Origin of the sequence: Bacillus sp. FDAARGOS_1420 (assembly GCF_019344915.1) — a bacterium.
Taxonomy (GTDB): domain Bacteria; phylum Bacillota; class Bacilli; order Bacillales; family Bacillaceae_G; genus Bacillus_A; species Bacillus_A mycoides.
Genome location: NZ_JAHWJB010000002.1, coordinates 1,252,643 through 1,267,179, shown reverse-complemented (window position 1 = coordinate 1,267,179; position 14,537 = coordinate 1,252,643). Strand labels below are relative to the sequence as shown.

Annotated in this window: 19 protein-coding genes and 1 pseudogene; 2 read left to right on the top strand and 18 right to left on the bottom strand. The window is 32.1% G+C overall.

Annotated elements, in window-relative coordinates:
• Positions 1-176 precede the first annotated feature (176 nt).
• Positions 177-515, top strand: coding sequence for a hypothetical protein (locus tag I6L50_RS16845; protein WP_001253195.1), 339 nt, complete (start codon positions 177-179; stop codon positions 513-515).
• A gap of 30 nt (positions 516-545) precedes the next feature.
• Here the strand turns inward: I6L50_RS16845 and I6L50_RS16840 are convergent, their stop codons facing one another.
• The 4 genes from I6L50_RS16840 to ytfJ all read right to left on the bottom strand — a co-directional run bounded on the left by I6L50_RS16840 (position 546) and on the right by ytfJ (position 2,562).
• Positions 546-758, bottom strand: a complete 213-nt coding sequence (locus tag I6L50_RS16840) for a hypothetical protein (protein WP_002012518.1) — start codon at positions 756-758, stop codon at positions 546-548.
• A 69-nt stretch (positions 759-827) separates the two neighbouring features.
• A complete protein-coding gene (locus tag I6L50_RS16835; RefSeq protein WP_002165916.1) occupies positions 828-1,148 on the bottom strand; it encodes a hypothetical protein in 321 nt (106 codons plus the stop codon).
• Positions 1,149-1,199: 51 nt separating this feature from the next.
• Positions 1,200-1,976: a hypothetical protein gene (locus I6L50_RS16830; protein ID WP_002085994.1), complete on the bottom strand. Its 777-nt coding sequence runs from the start codon at positions 1,974-1,976 to the stop codon at positions 1,200-1,202.
• Between the two features lie 160 nt (positions 1,977-2,136).
• Positions 2,137-2,562 carry a GerW family sporulation protein gene (gene ytfJ, locus I6L50_RS16825; RefSeq protein ID WP_113938551.1) on the bottom strand — a complete coding sequence of 142 codons (426 nt, stop codon included), beginning with the start codon at positions 2,560-2,562 and terminating at the stop codon, positions 2,137-2,139.
• 132 nt (positions 2,563-2,694) lie between these two features.
• Here ytfJ and I6L50_RS16820 point away from each other — a divergent pair, with 132 nt between their 5' ends.
• Positions 2,695-3,480, top strand: coding sequence for a GNAT family N-acetyltransferase (locus I6L50_RS16820; RefSeq protein WP_219302107.1), 786 nt, complete (start codon positions 2,695-2,697; stop codon positions 3,478-3,480).
• Between the two features lie 349 nt (positions 3,481-3,829).
• On the opposite strand, the gene I6L50_RS16815 is transcribed toward I6L50_RS16820, so the two are convergent.
• From I6L50_RS16815 to I6L50_RS16755, 14 genes and pseudogenes are all read right to left on the bottom strand, one after another.
• The gene (locus I6L50_RS16815) at positions 3,830-4,657 is read right to left on the bottom strand and encodes a DUF3952 domain-containing protein (RefSeq protein WP_257475396.1); all 828 of its coding nucleotides are present in this window, start codon (positions 4,655-4,657) and stop codon (positions 3,830-3,832) included.
• 1 nt (position 4,658) lies between these two features.
• Entirely contained in the window at positions 4,659-5,471 is an 813-nt protein-coding gene (locus tag I6L50_RS16810; RefSeq protein ID WP_219302106.1) for a DUF3952 domain-containing protein, read from the bottom strand.
• Positions 5,472-5,657: 186 nt separating this feature from the next.
• Positions 5,658-6,451: pseudogene (locus I6L50_RS16805) on the bottom strand (hypothetical protein).
• Between the two features lie 99 nt (positions 6,452-6,550).
• Positions 6,551-7,372: a DUF3952 domain-containing protein gene (locus I6L50_RS16800; RefSeq protein ID WP_219302105.1), complete on the bottom strand. Its 822-nt coding sequence runs from the start codon at positions 7,370-7,372 to the stop codon at positions 6,551-6,553.
• Between the two features lie 204 nt (positions 7,373-7,576).
• Positions 7,577-8,365 carry a hypothetical protein gene (locus tag I6L50_RS16795; RefSeq protein ID WP_201033687.1) on the bottom strand — a complete coding sequence of 263 codons (789 nt, stop codon included), beginning with the start codon at positions 8,363-8,365 and terminating at the stop codon, positions 7,577-7,579.
• A 62-nt stretch (positions 8,366-8,427) separates the two neighbouring features.
• Positions 8,428-9,210 (bottom strand): hypothetical protein, encoded by a 783-nt coding sequence (locus tag I6L50_RS16790; RefSeq protein WP_219302104.1) that lies wholly within the window; start codon positions 9,208-9,210, stop codon positions 8,428-8,430.
• 182 nt (positions 9,211-9,392) lie between these two features.
• Positions 9,393-9,638 carry a hypothetical protein gene (locus I6L50_RS34885; protein ID WP_002186029.1) on the bottom strand — a complete coding sequence of 82 codons (246 nt, stop codon included), beginning with the start codon at positions 9,636-9,638 and terminating at the stop codon, positions 9,393-9,395.
• Positions 9,639-9,858: 220 nt separating this feature from the next.
• Positions 9,859-10,329, bottom strand: coding sequence for a hypothetical protein (locus tag I6L50_RS16785; protein WP_219302103.1), 471 nt, complete (start codon positions 10,327-10,329; stop codon positions 9,859-9,861).
• 133 nt (positions 10,330-10,462) lie between these two features.
• Positions 10,463-10,906, bottom strand: coding sequence for a DUF5085 family protein (locus I6L50_RS16780; protein ID WP_033730227.1), 444 nt, complete (start codon positions 10,904-10,906; stop codon positions 10,463-10,465).
• Positions 10,903-11,364 carry a DUF5085 family protein gene (locus I6L50_RS16775; protein WP_002127051.1) on the bottom strand — a complete coding sequence of 154 codons (462 nt, stop codon included), beginning with the start codon at positions 11,362-11,364 and terminating at the stop codon, positions 10,903-10,905. The genes I6L50_RS16780 and I6L50_RS16775 overlap by 4 nt, the downstream gene beginning before the upstream one ends.
• 113 nt (positions 11,365-11,477) lie before the next feature.
• Entirely contained in the window at positions 11,478-12,260 is a 783-nt protein-coding gene (locus tag I6L50_RS16770) for a hypothetical protein (protein WP_219302102.1), read from the bottom strand.
• Between the two features lie 29 nt (positions 12,261-12,289).
• Positions 12,290-13,771, bottom strand: a complete 1,482-nt coding sequence (locus I6L50_RS16765) for a T7SS effector LXG polymorphic toxin (protein WP_219302101.1) — start codon at positions 13,769-13,771, stop codon at positions 12,290-12,292.
• A 40-nt stretch (positions 13,772-13,811) separates the two neighbouring features.
• Positions 13,812-14,102, bottom strand: a complete 291-nt coding sequence (locus I6L50_RS16760) for a TIGR04197 family type VII secretion effector (RefSeq protein ID WP_219302100.1) — start codon at positions 14,100-14,102, stop codon at positions 13,812-13,814.
• Positions 14,103-14,105: 3 nt separating this feature from the next.
• Positions 14,106-14,528 carry a YwqH-like family protein gene (locus tag I6L50_RS16755; RefSeq protein ID WP_219302099.1) on the bottom strand — a complete coding sequence of 141 codons (423 nt, stop codon included), beginning with the start codon at positions 14,526-14,528 and terminating at the stop codon, positions 14,106-14,108.
• Positions 14,529-14,537 lie beyond the last annotated feature (9 nt).

Here is a 14,537-nt window from a genome sequence, read left to right as displayed (position 1 = left end):
TTGCTCCAGCCGAATTTTGAGGTGGGGGTCTTACTGCACGGCAAATAGCGGGATAAACAGGATACAACGGAATCTATTTTCTCCAATTTTTGCTTTACTTGGGTTTAACTCATACTCATGTTCTGCTTCTTATGAAAGATACTATAGATACACCCAATTGAAAGAGAGGGATGTACATGCGAAGAAAGAGAAATCATCATTTTAAAAGTGGTGAAAAAAACGAAGAGTATGCAGCTGAAATATCTCCAGCTGGTATTCCGATTAGACATGAGCGCAAAGAAATTGCAAATGAAATAGAAGGTACAAACACCGGTGCAATGATAGGCTATGTCGCATTATTTCTTTCGTTATTCTCCATTGCTTTTTATCCTGTTACACTCGGCTCCCTTGCTATTTTAGTTGGCTTGTTAGCTGTCAATTTTGGGGCAAGAACACTTGGATATACCGCAATTGGTTTTGGCAGTTTTTCTGTTTTATTCACTTTACTATATCCGCTTGCTTTATCAGCATTTTAAAAAAAACACACCAAGTTATACTTGGTGTGTTCATTCATGATACAACATGATATGACCGCATCCACAACAATGCTTCGCTGTAATTTCTTGAAAAACCGGATAATTTTCTTCATCTCTATGCTCAATAAACACCTTTTCAAATCGGTACATGTTTGGCGCATATGCCCAATCTTGTTTCGTACGTGCATATAATGTTGAAGAAAAAAACTCCTCACCACCACAAACGATACATCCCTTCTTCATCAATACCCCTCCTATGCTTGTCTTACTTCATCTATATGAACATAAGCATAAAAAAAAGACCTTCTATTACTAGAAAGTCTTCTCTGAAACAAAAAGAAATGTACCGAATATACCTACTCCGCTATATTCTTTCATAACACCCGCTTCTGTTTTATACGTTTGCTTTACAGTCATAAAGAAAACACCATTTCGTGCATCAATACTTTCAAACTGTAATTTCTCTTTTTTTTCATCTACATTTTGCGTGCATTCAAAGCTACTCTCATCACATTTTAATGCATACTTATCCTCTAAATACAATTTAAAATCTGATTCTTTCGGACAAGTTATAAGTAATATTGCCACGAGAATAATACTTACAATACCCACAATTGTATAATATTTCTTCATTTGTTCTCCTTTCAAAAGACAAGAAAACTTGACTTCATGCGCCAAGTTTTCTTAGTCTACAACCCATTGCCACTCTTGTTCTTTCTTATCAAAAATGAGCCAACCCGTTTCTGTTGCTTCCGCTTTCAATTCATCGATATTATCTAGTACCTCATCCGTACTTTCGAATGATCCTACTACATATACCGGAATTTCAAGACCTCTTCTCGACTCAATTTTCCCCGCTAAATCAATGTATAACCCATCTTCCATTAACGGCATAAGCCCAAGGATAACTTCCTTTGAAATTGCTGGGAAAATTTTTGATTTTTGGAAGAAAGTAAAACGTTTCTTTCCAAACGAACCGAGTTTATATGGAATCACTTTACTCAGCATTCCTACAAAATCACCGATTCTACGGTAATACACTTTGTTGTACCAACCGTCATCATGTGAAAAATAAACGAATCTATTCTTCAACAATGGGAAGAACGTTCTTCCAAGTGGTTCTTTTTTGTGAGCCAAATATAATAATTCTGCAATTTCTTTTGGCTCTAACTCATCTAAATCGCTTGCATCATCGAAATCTACCCAACAAAATTCATCAAATTCATCAATCTCTGCTTGAATGAGTTTATGTATGTTTTCTTCCTCAACATATTCAAATAAAGTATGATAATGAAAATCTGTCCACTCAAAATTATGCTTTAAAAGCAATACTTGATGAAGCGGTGAAGGGATGTTACTTGCAAACTCTTTAAACGTAATTCCAGATGTAATAAAACAATGACCCCGACGATTACCATTAATATATATCATATTGTTTACTTGGTCAGATCCTCCAGACAAAGCACCTAGCCACCTTCGTTTTATATGTTTCAATTCTATAGCATATTTTAACATGAAAAATTTTAGAAACATAGAAAAAACTTCAAAAACTATTTACAATTTCATGTGTTTTATTACATACTGATTACAAGAAAAAACGCCTGCTTATGAGCAGGCGTTTTTAAAGGATATCATCTGGGTTTTGAGGGTGATTATTTCCCTCTTTCTTTTCTTCTTTTTGGAACATCGATTGAATTTTATCAATTGTTTGCGGAGCTAATTCAATTATTTTTTCTGCTAAATGTGTCGCATTTTGTAGATGAAGAATATTTATCCCGTCTTTATTCACGACTAGAAATGCTACTGGTGTAATAGAAACACCACCCGCGCTACCGCCACCAAATGCAGGGTTACCGTTCGCTCTTTGTCCATCATTCGTCTGGAAGTCAGATCCTCCTGCTCCAAAACCGAACGCCACTTTAGAAACTGTTAACACTACACCACCGTCAGCCGTTTGAACAGGCTCCCCAACAATCGTATTTACATCGACCATTTCCTTCAAATTTTCCATTGCTGCTCTCATTAATCCTTGAATTGGATGATCCACCGTTCATAACCTCCTTTGTCATATCTTTCCTAGTTTTTCCGAAACTTTGTGAACTAAACATAAAATTTTATATTGATTTCAAAAATAAAAAGTTGTAATATTTAGAAAAAATAAAAAAGAGGTCGATTTACTGTGCTCAAAAAATTAACTCAAAATGATCATGAACAAGTACTTTCTTTTCTAAAAGAAGAAGCAGCAATGAATTTATTTATTATTGGTGATATTGAAGCTTTCGGTTATGATACAGACTTTCAAGAACTATGGGGAACATTCGAAAAGAACGGAACATTAAAATCGATTTTACTCCGCTTTCACGATACATTTATACCGTATAGTAAAGAAGAGTTTGTGGTTACTGACTATGAGGCACTTCTTGCCGCATATAAGCCGCTTAAACTCTCTGGCAAGTCAACTATTGTAGAAAGATTTGAAACTGCTCCAAGTGTACAACTAGGCGCCAAAAATGAAATGTATTTTTGCGAATGTCTAAATGACAGCAACTTACCTAGCACACCAATTCATGAAACAATTAAACTTGCCTCACTCGATGATATAGAACGAATTATGAAATTACGAAGTGACATCGCTGAATTCCCGGCTGCTAATGAATCAGAAAAAATGTTAAGGCAAGCTATCGAAACAAATACAGGACGTACATATTATATTGAAAAAGACGGCGCAATCATCGCATCCTCCTCAACTTCCGCTGAAAATTCATTATCCGCAATGGTAGTTGGTGTATGTACACACCCGGATTACCGCGGAAATGGATTTGCTTCACTCATATTACAAAAAATGATTCAAGACTTTACGAAAGAAGGCCGAACACTTTGTTTATTTTATAACAATCCAGCTGCTGGACGAATTTATAAACGACTAGGGTTTAAAGATATTGGAATGTGGACGATGTACCGATAATAAGGGCTACTCTATATACAGAAATAGTTGTCACTTAGCAATAAAAGCAAATTACAAAAAAATTTCACACCGTTATTATGAAGATGAAGAAACTACTTGCGGAGCCATGACTCTAACTAAAAAATGTTATGTATTCAAACTAAATTTGGATAGATAAACGTCCCAATTGTTACATATAGTCTAGCAATTGGGGCTGCATTTTTATGCTCTAATTCTCTCCAATACAACTAGAAATAATTATTAAACATTCACCACACTAATCTCTCTAAATATTCCATCATGATACAATTAGAAGTAATTGCATCACCTAAAACCTCCTCAACTTTCGGTCTTTCATTCACTTACTTAATCATTTATTATTTTCATATTTCTTTTTATAATTTACATACTCTTTCGTAGCTTCTTGATTATTATCTTTTTCACTACTAAAATACACATATATTTGCTGACTATGTGTTAACATTTTACCTTCATCATTTTGCCTCTTATAGTCAATTGAAATTGTTAATTCTGTTATTTGCATTGGGTGTTTTTCATTGTCTATTGAATCGTTAAAGTTAAGTACAATTGATGCATTTTCAAATTTATCATATTGCAATTTTAATTTATCATTAATTATTTCTTGAATTTGCGCTTCTGTTAAAGTAAATCCAACTGAATTTGGTTCATTAATTTTTTTTCTGTTACCTCCTGCTTTCAGTTTTAAATCCCCTACACCTTGTAATCTATTAAATATCAATTTCACAGGAGTAACATCCAAATTTGAATCAGATCCTTGACCTTTTCCGTTTTGATACAGCAAGTTTATATTATATTTTTCTTCTTCTTTATAATTATTATTCTTATGTCTATCCTTTTCATCTTTTGTTTTACTTGTTATTCTTTGAGACGTTATTCCATATAACAATTTTTCTTTCAAATTATATATACCTTCAGTAGTTTGATACAGCGTATTATAATGGTTTTCATCACCATTTGTTTCTATAGTAAAATCAACAACTCGTTCTTTCACATACGCATATCCATCATCACTCGCAGACATAACCTTTCTCATATCCCCTTCATCCAAAGCTTTGACAAACGGCTCATAATCTATCTTTTTTTCACCAAAACTACACGCACCTAATAGAATCATTACTATCATAATAATTATTTTATTAATTAATCTTTTGGTCACATTAATCACCTATATAATTAAAATGTCTTTGATAGTTCAAATAGTCTTCTTTTATTTTATTATTACTTTTTTTATCATTAAAGCTTACAAATATTTCCTGTTGTTTTAAAACATTTTCTTTCTTTACACTTACAGCTATTCTTATTTCTAATAGTCCCATAGATCCTTTCTTTGAATCTTTTATAGCATTAAAGTGCAATCCAATTGAGCTACCAATAAATTCATCATATTCTAACTTTAATTTATCGTTTAGTACTTGTTGAAACTGAGATTCTGTTAGACTATAACTAACAATATTCGGTTCATCGAATCCTTTTGTATCTTCTGACGGTTTTAAATCTTTTATTCCCTGTAAGCGATCCATAATTAATTTAACAGCGGACACATCAAATGCTGTTTTTACCGTCTTCACTTCCCCACCTTCATACATAATATTAGTATGATAAATTTCTTCTTCTTTGTAATTACTAATATCCGCCTTTTCTTTTTCATTTTTAATATTTGTAGCTATTTCCTCCGTTGTTTCTCCAAATAATTTTTTCTCAATCGTATTATAAATCCCCTCTGTTGTTTGATAGATTGTTTTACTATGAGTACCGTCTTCTTTTCCCTCAAAAATCCCATATATGCTTCTCTCTTTCACATAAGCATACCCATCATCACTCGCAGACATAACAGCCTTCATATCCCCTTCATCCAACGCCTTTACTAGTCTCTCATGCTCTATCTTCGTCTCCCCAAAATCACATCCACTTAATAAATTTGCTGCTATTGACATGACTATCATCATCTTAACTTTTTTCTTTAACTTCATACTGACACCCCGTTGGTTACTGGTTCATTATATTCCCATTTTGATAGTAGTACACTTCACCTTTACTTACTGGTGTTTTTTTACTCATACAGATTATATTGAAGATACTTTAATTTTTAATAGCATCGATTTATATACAAGCCCTAATTGCTTATATTTTCTATTCGAATTTTCAGAATCCAAAACTTATTTTATTTCTTTCGCTTTCTTTTCCTCTCTCTCTTTATAACGCTTTAAGAATTCCTGGCGTTCTCTTTCATGTTCTTCCCATGAAATATAAAATGATGGAAATTTAAATCTACAATAGGCTAATAATTGGAACTCAGCTGCGCCTATGGCTATCGCGTACATGATGAACGTAAATATAAAGTAACCAAACATTATGCTCAATGAGTAATTATTTTGTATATAAATTAAAACAAGAAGAATTAGTACATAAATTGCCACACCAAACATTACATTTTTCTTTGCCTTATTAAAAAATGAAGTAGATCTTTCTCCCATACTAAATGCACCTTTACTTGCTTGTTTAAAAGTATCAACTGTTGTTACACCATGAACAAGTATTGCTCCTAATACTAGTAACCTACATAAATAAGCGTAATAAAATTAATAGAATAATTACTCATCCCTGGAAGAACAAATGCCGTAAGACCTATAGTACCTAACTGAAACGCATATAATAATATCACCAATGTCTGGAGCTTTTGAAATTTAAAACGTACCTTAGGGATCAGATATATAATAAAAAAGATTACTTGTAGGCTATATAACAACAATTCCATTCTGACTATTACTGTGTCAAAAAGAGTCGGATAGTAATCCCAGCCAAATCTAATTAATGCTCCAAAAATAAAAAGCATCAATAACGAACTATAAAGCATTCCACCAAACATAAACAACATAGCTCCTTCTGGGCTTAAACGATGTCTACATGTTATTTTAAATTCATCTAAATCTTCTTCTTTTATGTTCCACATTTGTTAACTCTACCTTTCCCCGAACTATAGTATATTACCAAAATAAAGATGCAATTTTCTTAGTCACTAATTTCACATCTTTTATTTTCATCGCCACTCTTAACCATCTCTTTTGTTGTACTGCACCTTATATTTTAAATATTCCTGTCTCGCATCTTGGTTATTATCCTGTTTTCTATTAAAATACGTTATTATTTGGAACATATTTTCTACTACTTTTCCATCCTCATTCTTTTCTTTAAAGTCTATATCTATCCTCATTTGCAAAATTTGTTTTGGATTTTTTGGGGCATCCAGGTGCAATACAATTGTTGCTCCATCAAATTCATCGTATTGTATCTTTAATTTATTATTAATAATATTTTTAAATTCAGATTCAGTTATTCGATATCCCACTGAATTAGGCTGATCAAACTTTTTTATATCATCCTCGGGCTTCATCTTTAGTTTCCCTATCCCATTACGATCTACAATTAAGTTCACGTATGAAACATCTAGATTTGAATCCGGACTTTTCACCTGTCCATTTTCATACTTAACATGAGTACTATAAATAGTTTCTTTTTTATAATTTTCATTTGTCCTTTTTCCCTTGTCTTTTTCTATATCAGTCGCAACTGTTTGTATCGCCTCTCCATATAAACTTTTATCTTTTGTATTATATACACCTTCCGTAGTTTGACGAATTGTTTTACTGTGCTCTCCATCTTCTTTTTGCTCAAACGTACTATAAATACCTCTTTGGGTCACATAAGCATACCCATCATCACTCGCAGACATAACTGTCTTCATATCCCCTTCATCCAACGCCTTTACTAATCTCTCATACTCTATCTTCGTCTCCCCAAAACCACATCCACTTAATAAACTTGCTACTATCGACAAAACTATCATCATCTTAGCTTTCTTCTTTAACTTCATACTGACACCCCGTTGATTTCTCTAGGCATTTTTAGGTTCATTACATTCCCATTTTGATAGTAATATAGTTCACCTTTACTTACCGGTATTTATTTACTCATACAGATTATATTGAAGATACTTTAATTTTTAATAGCATCGATTTATATACAATCCTTTATTGCTTATATATTCTATTCGAATTTCCAGAAACCAAAACTTATTTTATTTCTTTGGCTTGCTTTTTTCCCTCTCTTCATAAAGCTTTACTCTTTTCTGACGTTCTCTTTCATGTTCCTCCCACGAAATATAAAATGATGGAAATTCAAATCTACAATAGGCTAATAATTGGAACTCAGCTGCACCTATGGCTACCGCGTACATTATTAGAGTTCCTCCCGCATACAATCCTAAAATATTTAGTGTATAATCATTATGCACATAAATTAAAATGAGAAGAGTTAACACATAAATTACAGCAAACTTTATTGCAATCCTCTTTGTTTTACTAAAAAATGAAGAGGATTCTTCTCCCTTATTAAATGCCCCTTTACTTGCCTGTCTAAAAGTATCAATAGTCGCTAAAATATGTAAAATGACTGCACCTAAAAATAATAACCCAACATACATTAATGTAATTTGATCAATTGAATAATTTGATATTCCAGGGATTATCAACATTGTAAATGTTATAGTACCTAGCTGAAACGCATATAATAGTACCACGAGTGTTTGTAGTTTCTGAAATTTAAATGGCATCTTAGGAAACAGATAAATAATTAAAAAAATTACTTGAAGACTATAAAGCACTAACTCAAGGCTAACAATTATTTTATCAAAGAGAGTCTGGTAATAACTCCAACCAAACCTTATTAACCCTCCAATAAGAAAAAACATTATTAATGAAATAAAAAACAGCGTTCCAAACACAAACCCTGTAGCCCAATCGGGACTTAAGCGATTCTTGCAAGTACTTTCAAATTCATTTAAATCTTCTTCTTTTATATTCCACATCCAGCTTTTTCACCTTCTATATAGTTTAAATAATTCTCATACACTTAAATTCTATTTCACCCTTATTTACTTTTCGTTTTGAATTTTTTATTTTGTTTTCGAGTTCTCCCACGCATTCTCTCATTTTCTTCCCAAGTCATATTAAATGATTTAAATTTGAATCTACAGTACACCAATAGCTGGAATTCTGCTGCACCAACGGCTACTGTGTACAGTAAAACAGTACCTATTACATATCCAATCAAAGTAGCAATCGCATAATCATTATGAAAATAAATCAAAATAAGTAGGATTAATGTGTATATTGAAGCCACTTTCATCATAGTTTCTTTTGTTTTACTAAAAAAGGAAGCAGATCTTTCATTCATTCTATATGCACCTTCACTTGCCTGTTTAAACATATCAATCGTTGTCACAATATGAACAATCACTGCTCCTATAAATAAGAAACCTACATATACTAATGTAATTCCGTCGATTATATAATCCGAAATTCCAGGAAGAATTAAAGCCGTGAATAATATCGTACCTAATTGAAATGCATATAATAATACGACAATCGTTTGAAACTTTTGAAATTTAAATCGATCTTTTGGAAATGAATATAGAATTAAAAAAATTATTTGCAAGCTATATAGCACAAGTTCAATTTTAACAATTGTTTTTTCGAATAAAGTAGTATAGTAGTCCCAACCAAACGTTACTAAATTACCAATAAGAAAAAACATCATAACTGAAACGTACACTATTGTTCCTATCATAAAACCTAAAGCACCCTCAGGGCTTAATCGACTTTTACATGTCACCCTAAATTGATCTAAATCTTCTTCTTTTACTTTCCACATTCAAGTGCCCCACCTTTAACCACATTCACTTAAACCATATAGATTAAAAATAAAAACCTTCTCATTTTAACGAAAAGAGAAGGTTTTCTTGCTGTTATACATTCATGCCATATTCAAAACTTTCCCTCTTCAAATAACGTATTATAGTTGTTAATCTTTGAAATTTTATTTTCGCTATTAATTTAGGCATTTTTACTTTTCTTAAAAAATACCAAATATGCAAATAATGACGAGATTAAGAGGAATACACCCGCCCCTATACCCTCATATATTTTAAAATAAACAGCAGCAATTATCACAAATATTGACATTATTATTATTAGAATCATTGTATATTTCATTATAAATTCTAACGCTTTATAGATAGATACTATTGTCCTTTCAAAAAAACTTTTCTCTGTTTCCGAAACATTCCGATCCTTATTCAAAATAACACCTTCTCCTTTTTACAAATTGACTTTTGAATAAATTTTCCCTTTCAAAATAAGAACAAAGCGAACTGCAGAACGTAACTACTACCAATACAGATTGTTCCAAATGAAAAATCTCATGTCGAAATATTTAATCAATTACATATAGATCTTAGAATAAAAAACCTCCTCATTCTAACGAGAAGAGAAGGTTTTATTAATCTCAGATATTCTTACATTATAATAATGATTCTTTTTGAGCTGTTTCATAGTGCTCTGCTATTTTTTTACACATCTTTTTATATTCCAGCATCCACTCTGCTATTTCTTCTATCTCTTCATCAGTGGATTTTTTCTTATATTTAAAACCAATCACTTTCATATCCGAAAACACTTCTTCTTCCATTTCTTCATCTACCGGAATACATTGGATAATAACTTTTGTTGTGTTTGAGACTTGTACAAAAATTTCAAATGTACCAACAAACATAGCAACCGTTCGGAATAATTCTTTATTACTCATATATAAAATTCTTGCAAGTTCTTCTGCAATTTCAGGGTATATAAACAATACATCAATCATTTCAGCAGCTATTATGCAATCATCTACTGATACTTTCTCCAATATTTGTTGCTTAATTAATTCCCCTGTTTTATCCTCACACTCTTGTTGAAAATACACAGTTTTTTCTTTTGAAAATAACCACATATGTAGACCCCTTCCTACTAAAAACAACAATTAGAACTCTTAATTCAAGAATACCTTTATCTTCTTCTATAAAACGGAACTAAAATCAAGCTTTTACTTTTCATATCTCTATTACTAAAAGTACACTAAATTATTATTGTGTATCCACTGCAATTTTTATTTCAACATACTGTAGTTCTTCATCACCACTAAAAATATGATAAATAGGTGAAATCATATCAAGTTCATTATCTTCCATATACTGAAGCATCTCAGCATATGCATACTCGGTTAATGTTTCATACTCTCCTGTCAATCGTTTCACAAGCATGTCATCTACATAGTAATAGCTTCTAAATTTCATTGTTTCTAATGGTGGAACTTTATCCTCATATATCGGCATAAATAATTCAATATACATATTTTCATCTGAAGGAACATTTTTCAATGTATAAAATAGTGGACCTTTTGCTGTTAAGTTCGCTTTTTCTATTTCTAGCATAAAATCATCAATCGAATCTTTCATATAAGTATAATGAATATAGTATTCTTTTGAAACAACATTTGCATATGCAATACTTTGCCCTTCTATAATCATTTTACGGTTTCACCCACTTCTATAATAGGAGCATAAATATCTAACCATGTATCACCGTATACATCTAAGCATACATGATAAAAACTACTATCTAATTTAATATGGTTTTGATTTGCCACCTCGTGTATTAAATTATACACATCTTCAATATCACCATCTTCATCCGTAAAACGCACACTTAAAGCATCTTCAATTATTAAACCATCAATGTATTCATATGCAGAATCTTCCCCCAGTTCCACACGTTCATTTACCGGAACACAATATGTATATTCACCATATGCTGGTTCATTTTCAAGTGGTTTATATTTAAAGAGAACCGGTCCTACTGCATAAATCCCATTACGAATAACTTGATTTCTCAGCGCAATAGCAGGTAGTAACCAATCTTCTTTTTTGACGACTTGAGTAATACTAATTAAATTTAATAGTGATAATGCTTTATATTGAACTTTCACAACATCTACTCCCCTTATCTTTATTTCTTTCTATTTCGAATAGAAATGTGCAATTTCTCATTTAATACACATAAATTAACAATTTATGCTATAGCAAAAATTCATTTCTTTTATTATCTACTTTTCGATTTGTTTTTTTTATTATATTTTCTAAATTTCTGTCGTTCTCTCTCATTCTCTTCCCATGTCATATTAAATGATTTAAATTTAAATCTACAGTACACCAACAATTGGAATTCAGCTGCACCAATAGCTACTGCATACATAATCACTGTAAATATTAAATAGCCAAACATTGTATCTAATGAGTAAGAACTATTTACATAAATTAAAATAAGTAGACTTAACACATAAATTACAGTTCCTTTGAGCACATTCAATTTTGTTTCACTGAAAAATGAAGTAGCTCTTTCATCCATACTAAACGCACCTTTACTTGCCTGTTTAAATGTATCAATTGTTGTGACAATATGAAAAACAACTGCTCCTAACAATAATAAACTTACAAAAATAAGTGTATTAGAATTAATTGAATAATCGCTCATCCCTGGAAGAATAAAAACCGTCCATCCTATAGTACCAAGTTGAAATGCGTATAATAATACGACAAGCGCCTGTAGTTTTTGAAATTTAAAACGAGCTTTTGGAAATAAATATAGTATTAAAAAAATTAGTTGAAGGCTGTACAATACAAGCTCCATACTAACAATTACTTTCTCAAAAGGTTTTGAATAGAAATCCCACCCTGTTTTAGTTAATGCTAAAATAATAAAAAACATCACTAATGAATCAAAAATTATCGTTCCTAGCATAAACCCTGTTGCACCCTCAGGACTTAAACGCCTTCTACATGTCATTCGAAATCCATCTAAGTCTTCCTCTTTTATATTCCACATAATCTATCTGCACCTTTCTTGTAGCCTAATTACCAAAATAGATCCCCAAGTTTTTTTGTTAATTTTTTGACCCCTTTTTTAGTAACATCAATTATACTATCCCCTCCGAGCTGGCTAAATTTTTTATTCATTAAATATACAGCACCCACTGCAACACCAGCTCCTACAACTGTTCCAATAGGCGGAAGGAAAAATGCCCCCGCTACAGCCCCAGTTGCAGCTGCTCCGGCGTTTGCCCCAACATCAACTGCTGAGTCTGTCGTTATATCTGCTATATCATGGAGTTGCCACCCATCTTTTTGAGCTTCTGCGATGTTATTTCCAACTGACACAACCGCTCCAAATATAGCTGTTCCTTTTAAAACCTTACCTGTTTTTCCAAGTTCTTTGAATGCTTCTTTCCATTGCCCAGGATGTAAATCTTTTAACCCTTTTACATACTCTGTTTTAAACGAACTCCATCCCCTTTCTTTAATTGCAGTAGGTAGCCCTTTTTTACTCCAATCCTGTTGGAACTTTTGAAAATCTTGAAATTCTGGCAATTTATAAATCCCTTTTCTTGCTTTTCTTACTTGTTCATTCGTAATTCTCGAATTTTCTACCCCATCCAATTTAAGTCCATTTTTTATATAACGAAATATACTATCATCACTACTATCCATCTTAAGTAGTTTATACACTTCCACTAAATCTTCTTTTTGACGTGTTGATAGTGTAAACTTCCCTTTTCCTTTTCGACCATTAGAATCAAATAAAACACTTAAATCATAGTTCTTTTTGGCATAATACATACGAGCAAAAGCGGCCACCACAAATTTACCACCCTTTTGTCGAATATCAAACGTCGTCATGCTATCCGAAATACCATTTATTAAGTTTCCATTCCATCCACCAGCCATAATTTTTCCGACTATCTTACTAGAAAAATCTCCATTGGCTGCTTGTATTTCTTTCATTCCCTTGTCTAATGAACTTAATGTTTCATTAAAATGTTGAAGTTCATTTTGCTGACTATTATACGTTTCTAATTTTTCTAGCGTATCACTAACTTCCTTTTGACTTTTTTGGACCCCTTCAGAAATCCCTGAAGATGATGGATACTGAGTTGGGACAATGTCCGCTATAGTTGCTATAGTTTGTTTTGCTTCTTCATTAGATCGATCAAATTCATTGCTGTAACCATTAATTTTTTTCTTTACATTATCTAAATAGTTCCCATAAATCTTTGTATCACTATCACTATCAACTGTACTATTAAAAGTTTCTATTGCTTTTTGAAATTCATTTTTCAACTCTTCCGCTGCAATTTGAAATCCAGCAATCGTAGTACCATGTACTCTAGAAAAATACCCCTTTATTCCATCTGCTGCTTTCCCTTGAAAAGAATTAAGTTGGTTCAAATCATCTATTTTCCCTAATAAAGTTTCAAAATATTGATTTAGTTCGTCAGCACTTGTTTGAAATTTTTTTTGTAATTCGTTTACTTCTTGTAATTCAATATTTTTATCCACGTTTCTCTCCCCTTATTTCATTTTTACGTAGAATGTTTTTCTAGTGCTGCTGTATACCAACTTTTAGTTCTTGCCCAAGTTTTGCATCTTTCTCTACTATTTTTGCTCCAATTTCTTGCACTCTACTTATATCATTTTCTAACAATTTCTCATATCGCTGAACTTTCTGTGAAAGTTTTTCAATCGCTTCACAATATTTTTTTAGTTTACTTAAATTCGTACGATGTAACTGCATACCATTAAATTTAGTCTTACCTAAATCACTAGCACCACTTTTCAATTCACTTACTTTCGCATCAAATACCCCTTTATTTAATTTAATTTCCCCCATTTATCATTTCCCCGCCTTCTGTACTTCTACTTGAATACTAGCGTCAACTATTGAAACACTTCTACTTAGAGAAAGAATACTAGACTCACATGCAGCGATTTCTCTTTCAAGCCGTCGTATAGCTTGATCGATGTCTTCTTGCACTCTCCCTAGTTCTCCGATAAACCTCCCTAAATTAGAAATGACTTGTTGTTCATACATTTCTTTAAAAGTAGTTGCTCTTTGCCCCTTCCAACTACTCTCGTTTATTTCTAAAGACTTAAACTGCTCTTGATTTTGTTTAATTGCTTCAAGATTATTTACAAATTTCCCTTTAGCAGTTATTAGCCTTCTTAGTTTCATTTGTAATTCAGCCAATTGCCCTTGTTGATGACTTATACTACTTAACAAACCAGATTTTTGACTATTTAATTCCTCTATCCCCATGCAAATCCC

Excerpts from the sequence above, each read along its gene's own strand:
- I6L50_RS16845 (WP_001253195.1), top strand. The coding sequence starts at position 177 with ATGCGAAGAAAGAGAAATCATCATTTTAAAAGTGGTGAAAAAAACGAA.
- I6L50_RS16840 (WP_002012518.1), bottom strand. The coding sequence starts at position 758 with ATGAAGAAGGGATGTATCGTTTGTGGTGGTGAGGAGTTTTTTTCTTCA.
- I6L50_RS16835 (WP_002165916.1), bottom strand. The coding sequence starts at position 1,148 with ATGAAGAAATATTATACAATTGTGGGTATTGTAAGTATTATTCTCGTG.
- I6L50_RS16810 (WP_219302106.1), bottom strand. The coding sequence starts at position 5,471 with ATGAAGTTAAAGAAAAAAGTTAAGATGATGATAGTCATGTCAATAGCA.
- I6L50_RS16800 (WP_219302105.1), bottom strand. The coding sequence starts at position 7,372 with ATGAAGTTAAAGAAGAAAGCTAAGATGATGATAGTTTTGTCGATAGTA.
- I6L50_RS16795 (WP_201033687.1), bottom strand. The coding sequence starts at position 8,365 with ATGTGGAATATAAAAGAAGAAGATTTAAATGAATTTGAAAGTACTTGC.
- I6L50_RS16790 (WP_219302104.1), bottom strand. The coding sequence starts at position 9,210 with ATGTGGAAAGTAAAAGAAGAAGATTTAGATCAATTTAGGGTGACATGT.
- I6L50_RS16785 (WP_219302103.1), bottom strand. The coding sequence starts at position 10,329 with ATGTGGTTATTTTCAAAAGAAAAAACTGTGTATTTTCAACAAGAGTGT.
- I6L50_RS16780 (WP_033730227.1), bottom strand. The coding sequence starts at position 10,906 with ATGATTATAGAAGGGCAAAGTATTGCATATGCAAATGTTGTTTCAAAA.
- I6L50_RS16770 (WP_219302102.1), bottom strand. The coding sequence starts at position 12,260 with ATGTGGAATATAAAAGAGGAAGACTTAGATGGATTTCGAATGACATGT.
- I6L50_RS16760 (WP_219302100.1), bottom strand. The coding sequence starts at position 14,102 with ATGGGGGAAATTAAATTAAATAAAGGGGTATTTGATGCGAAAGTAAGT.
- I6L50_RS16755 (WP_219302099.1), bottom strand. The coding sequence starts at position 14,528 with ATGGGGATAGAGGAATTAAATAGTCAAAAATCTGGTTTGTTAAGTAGT.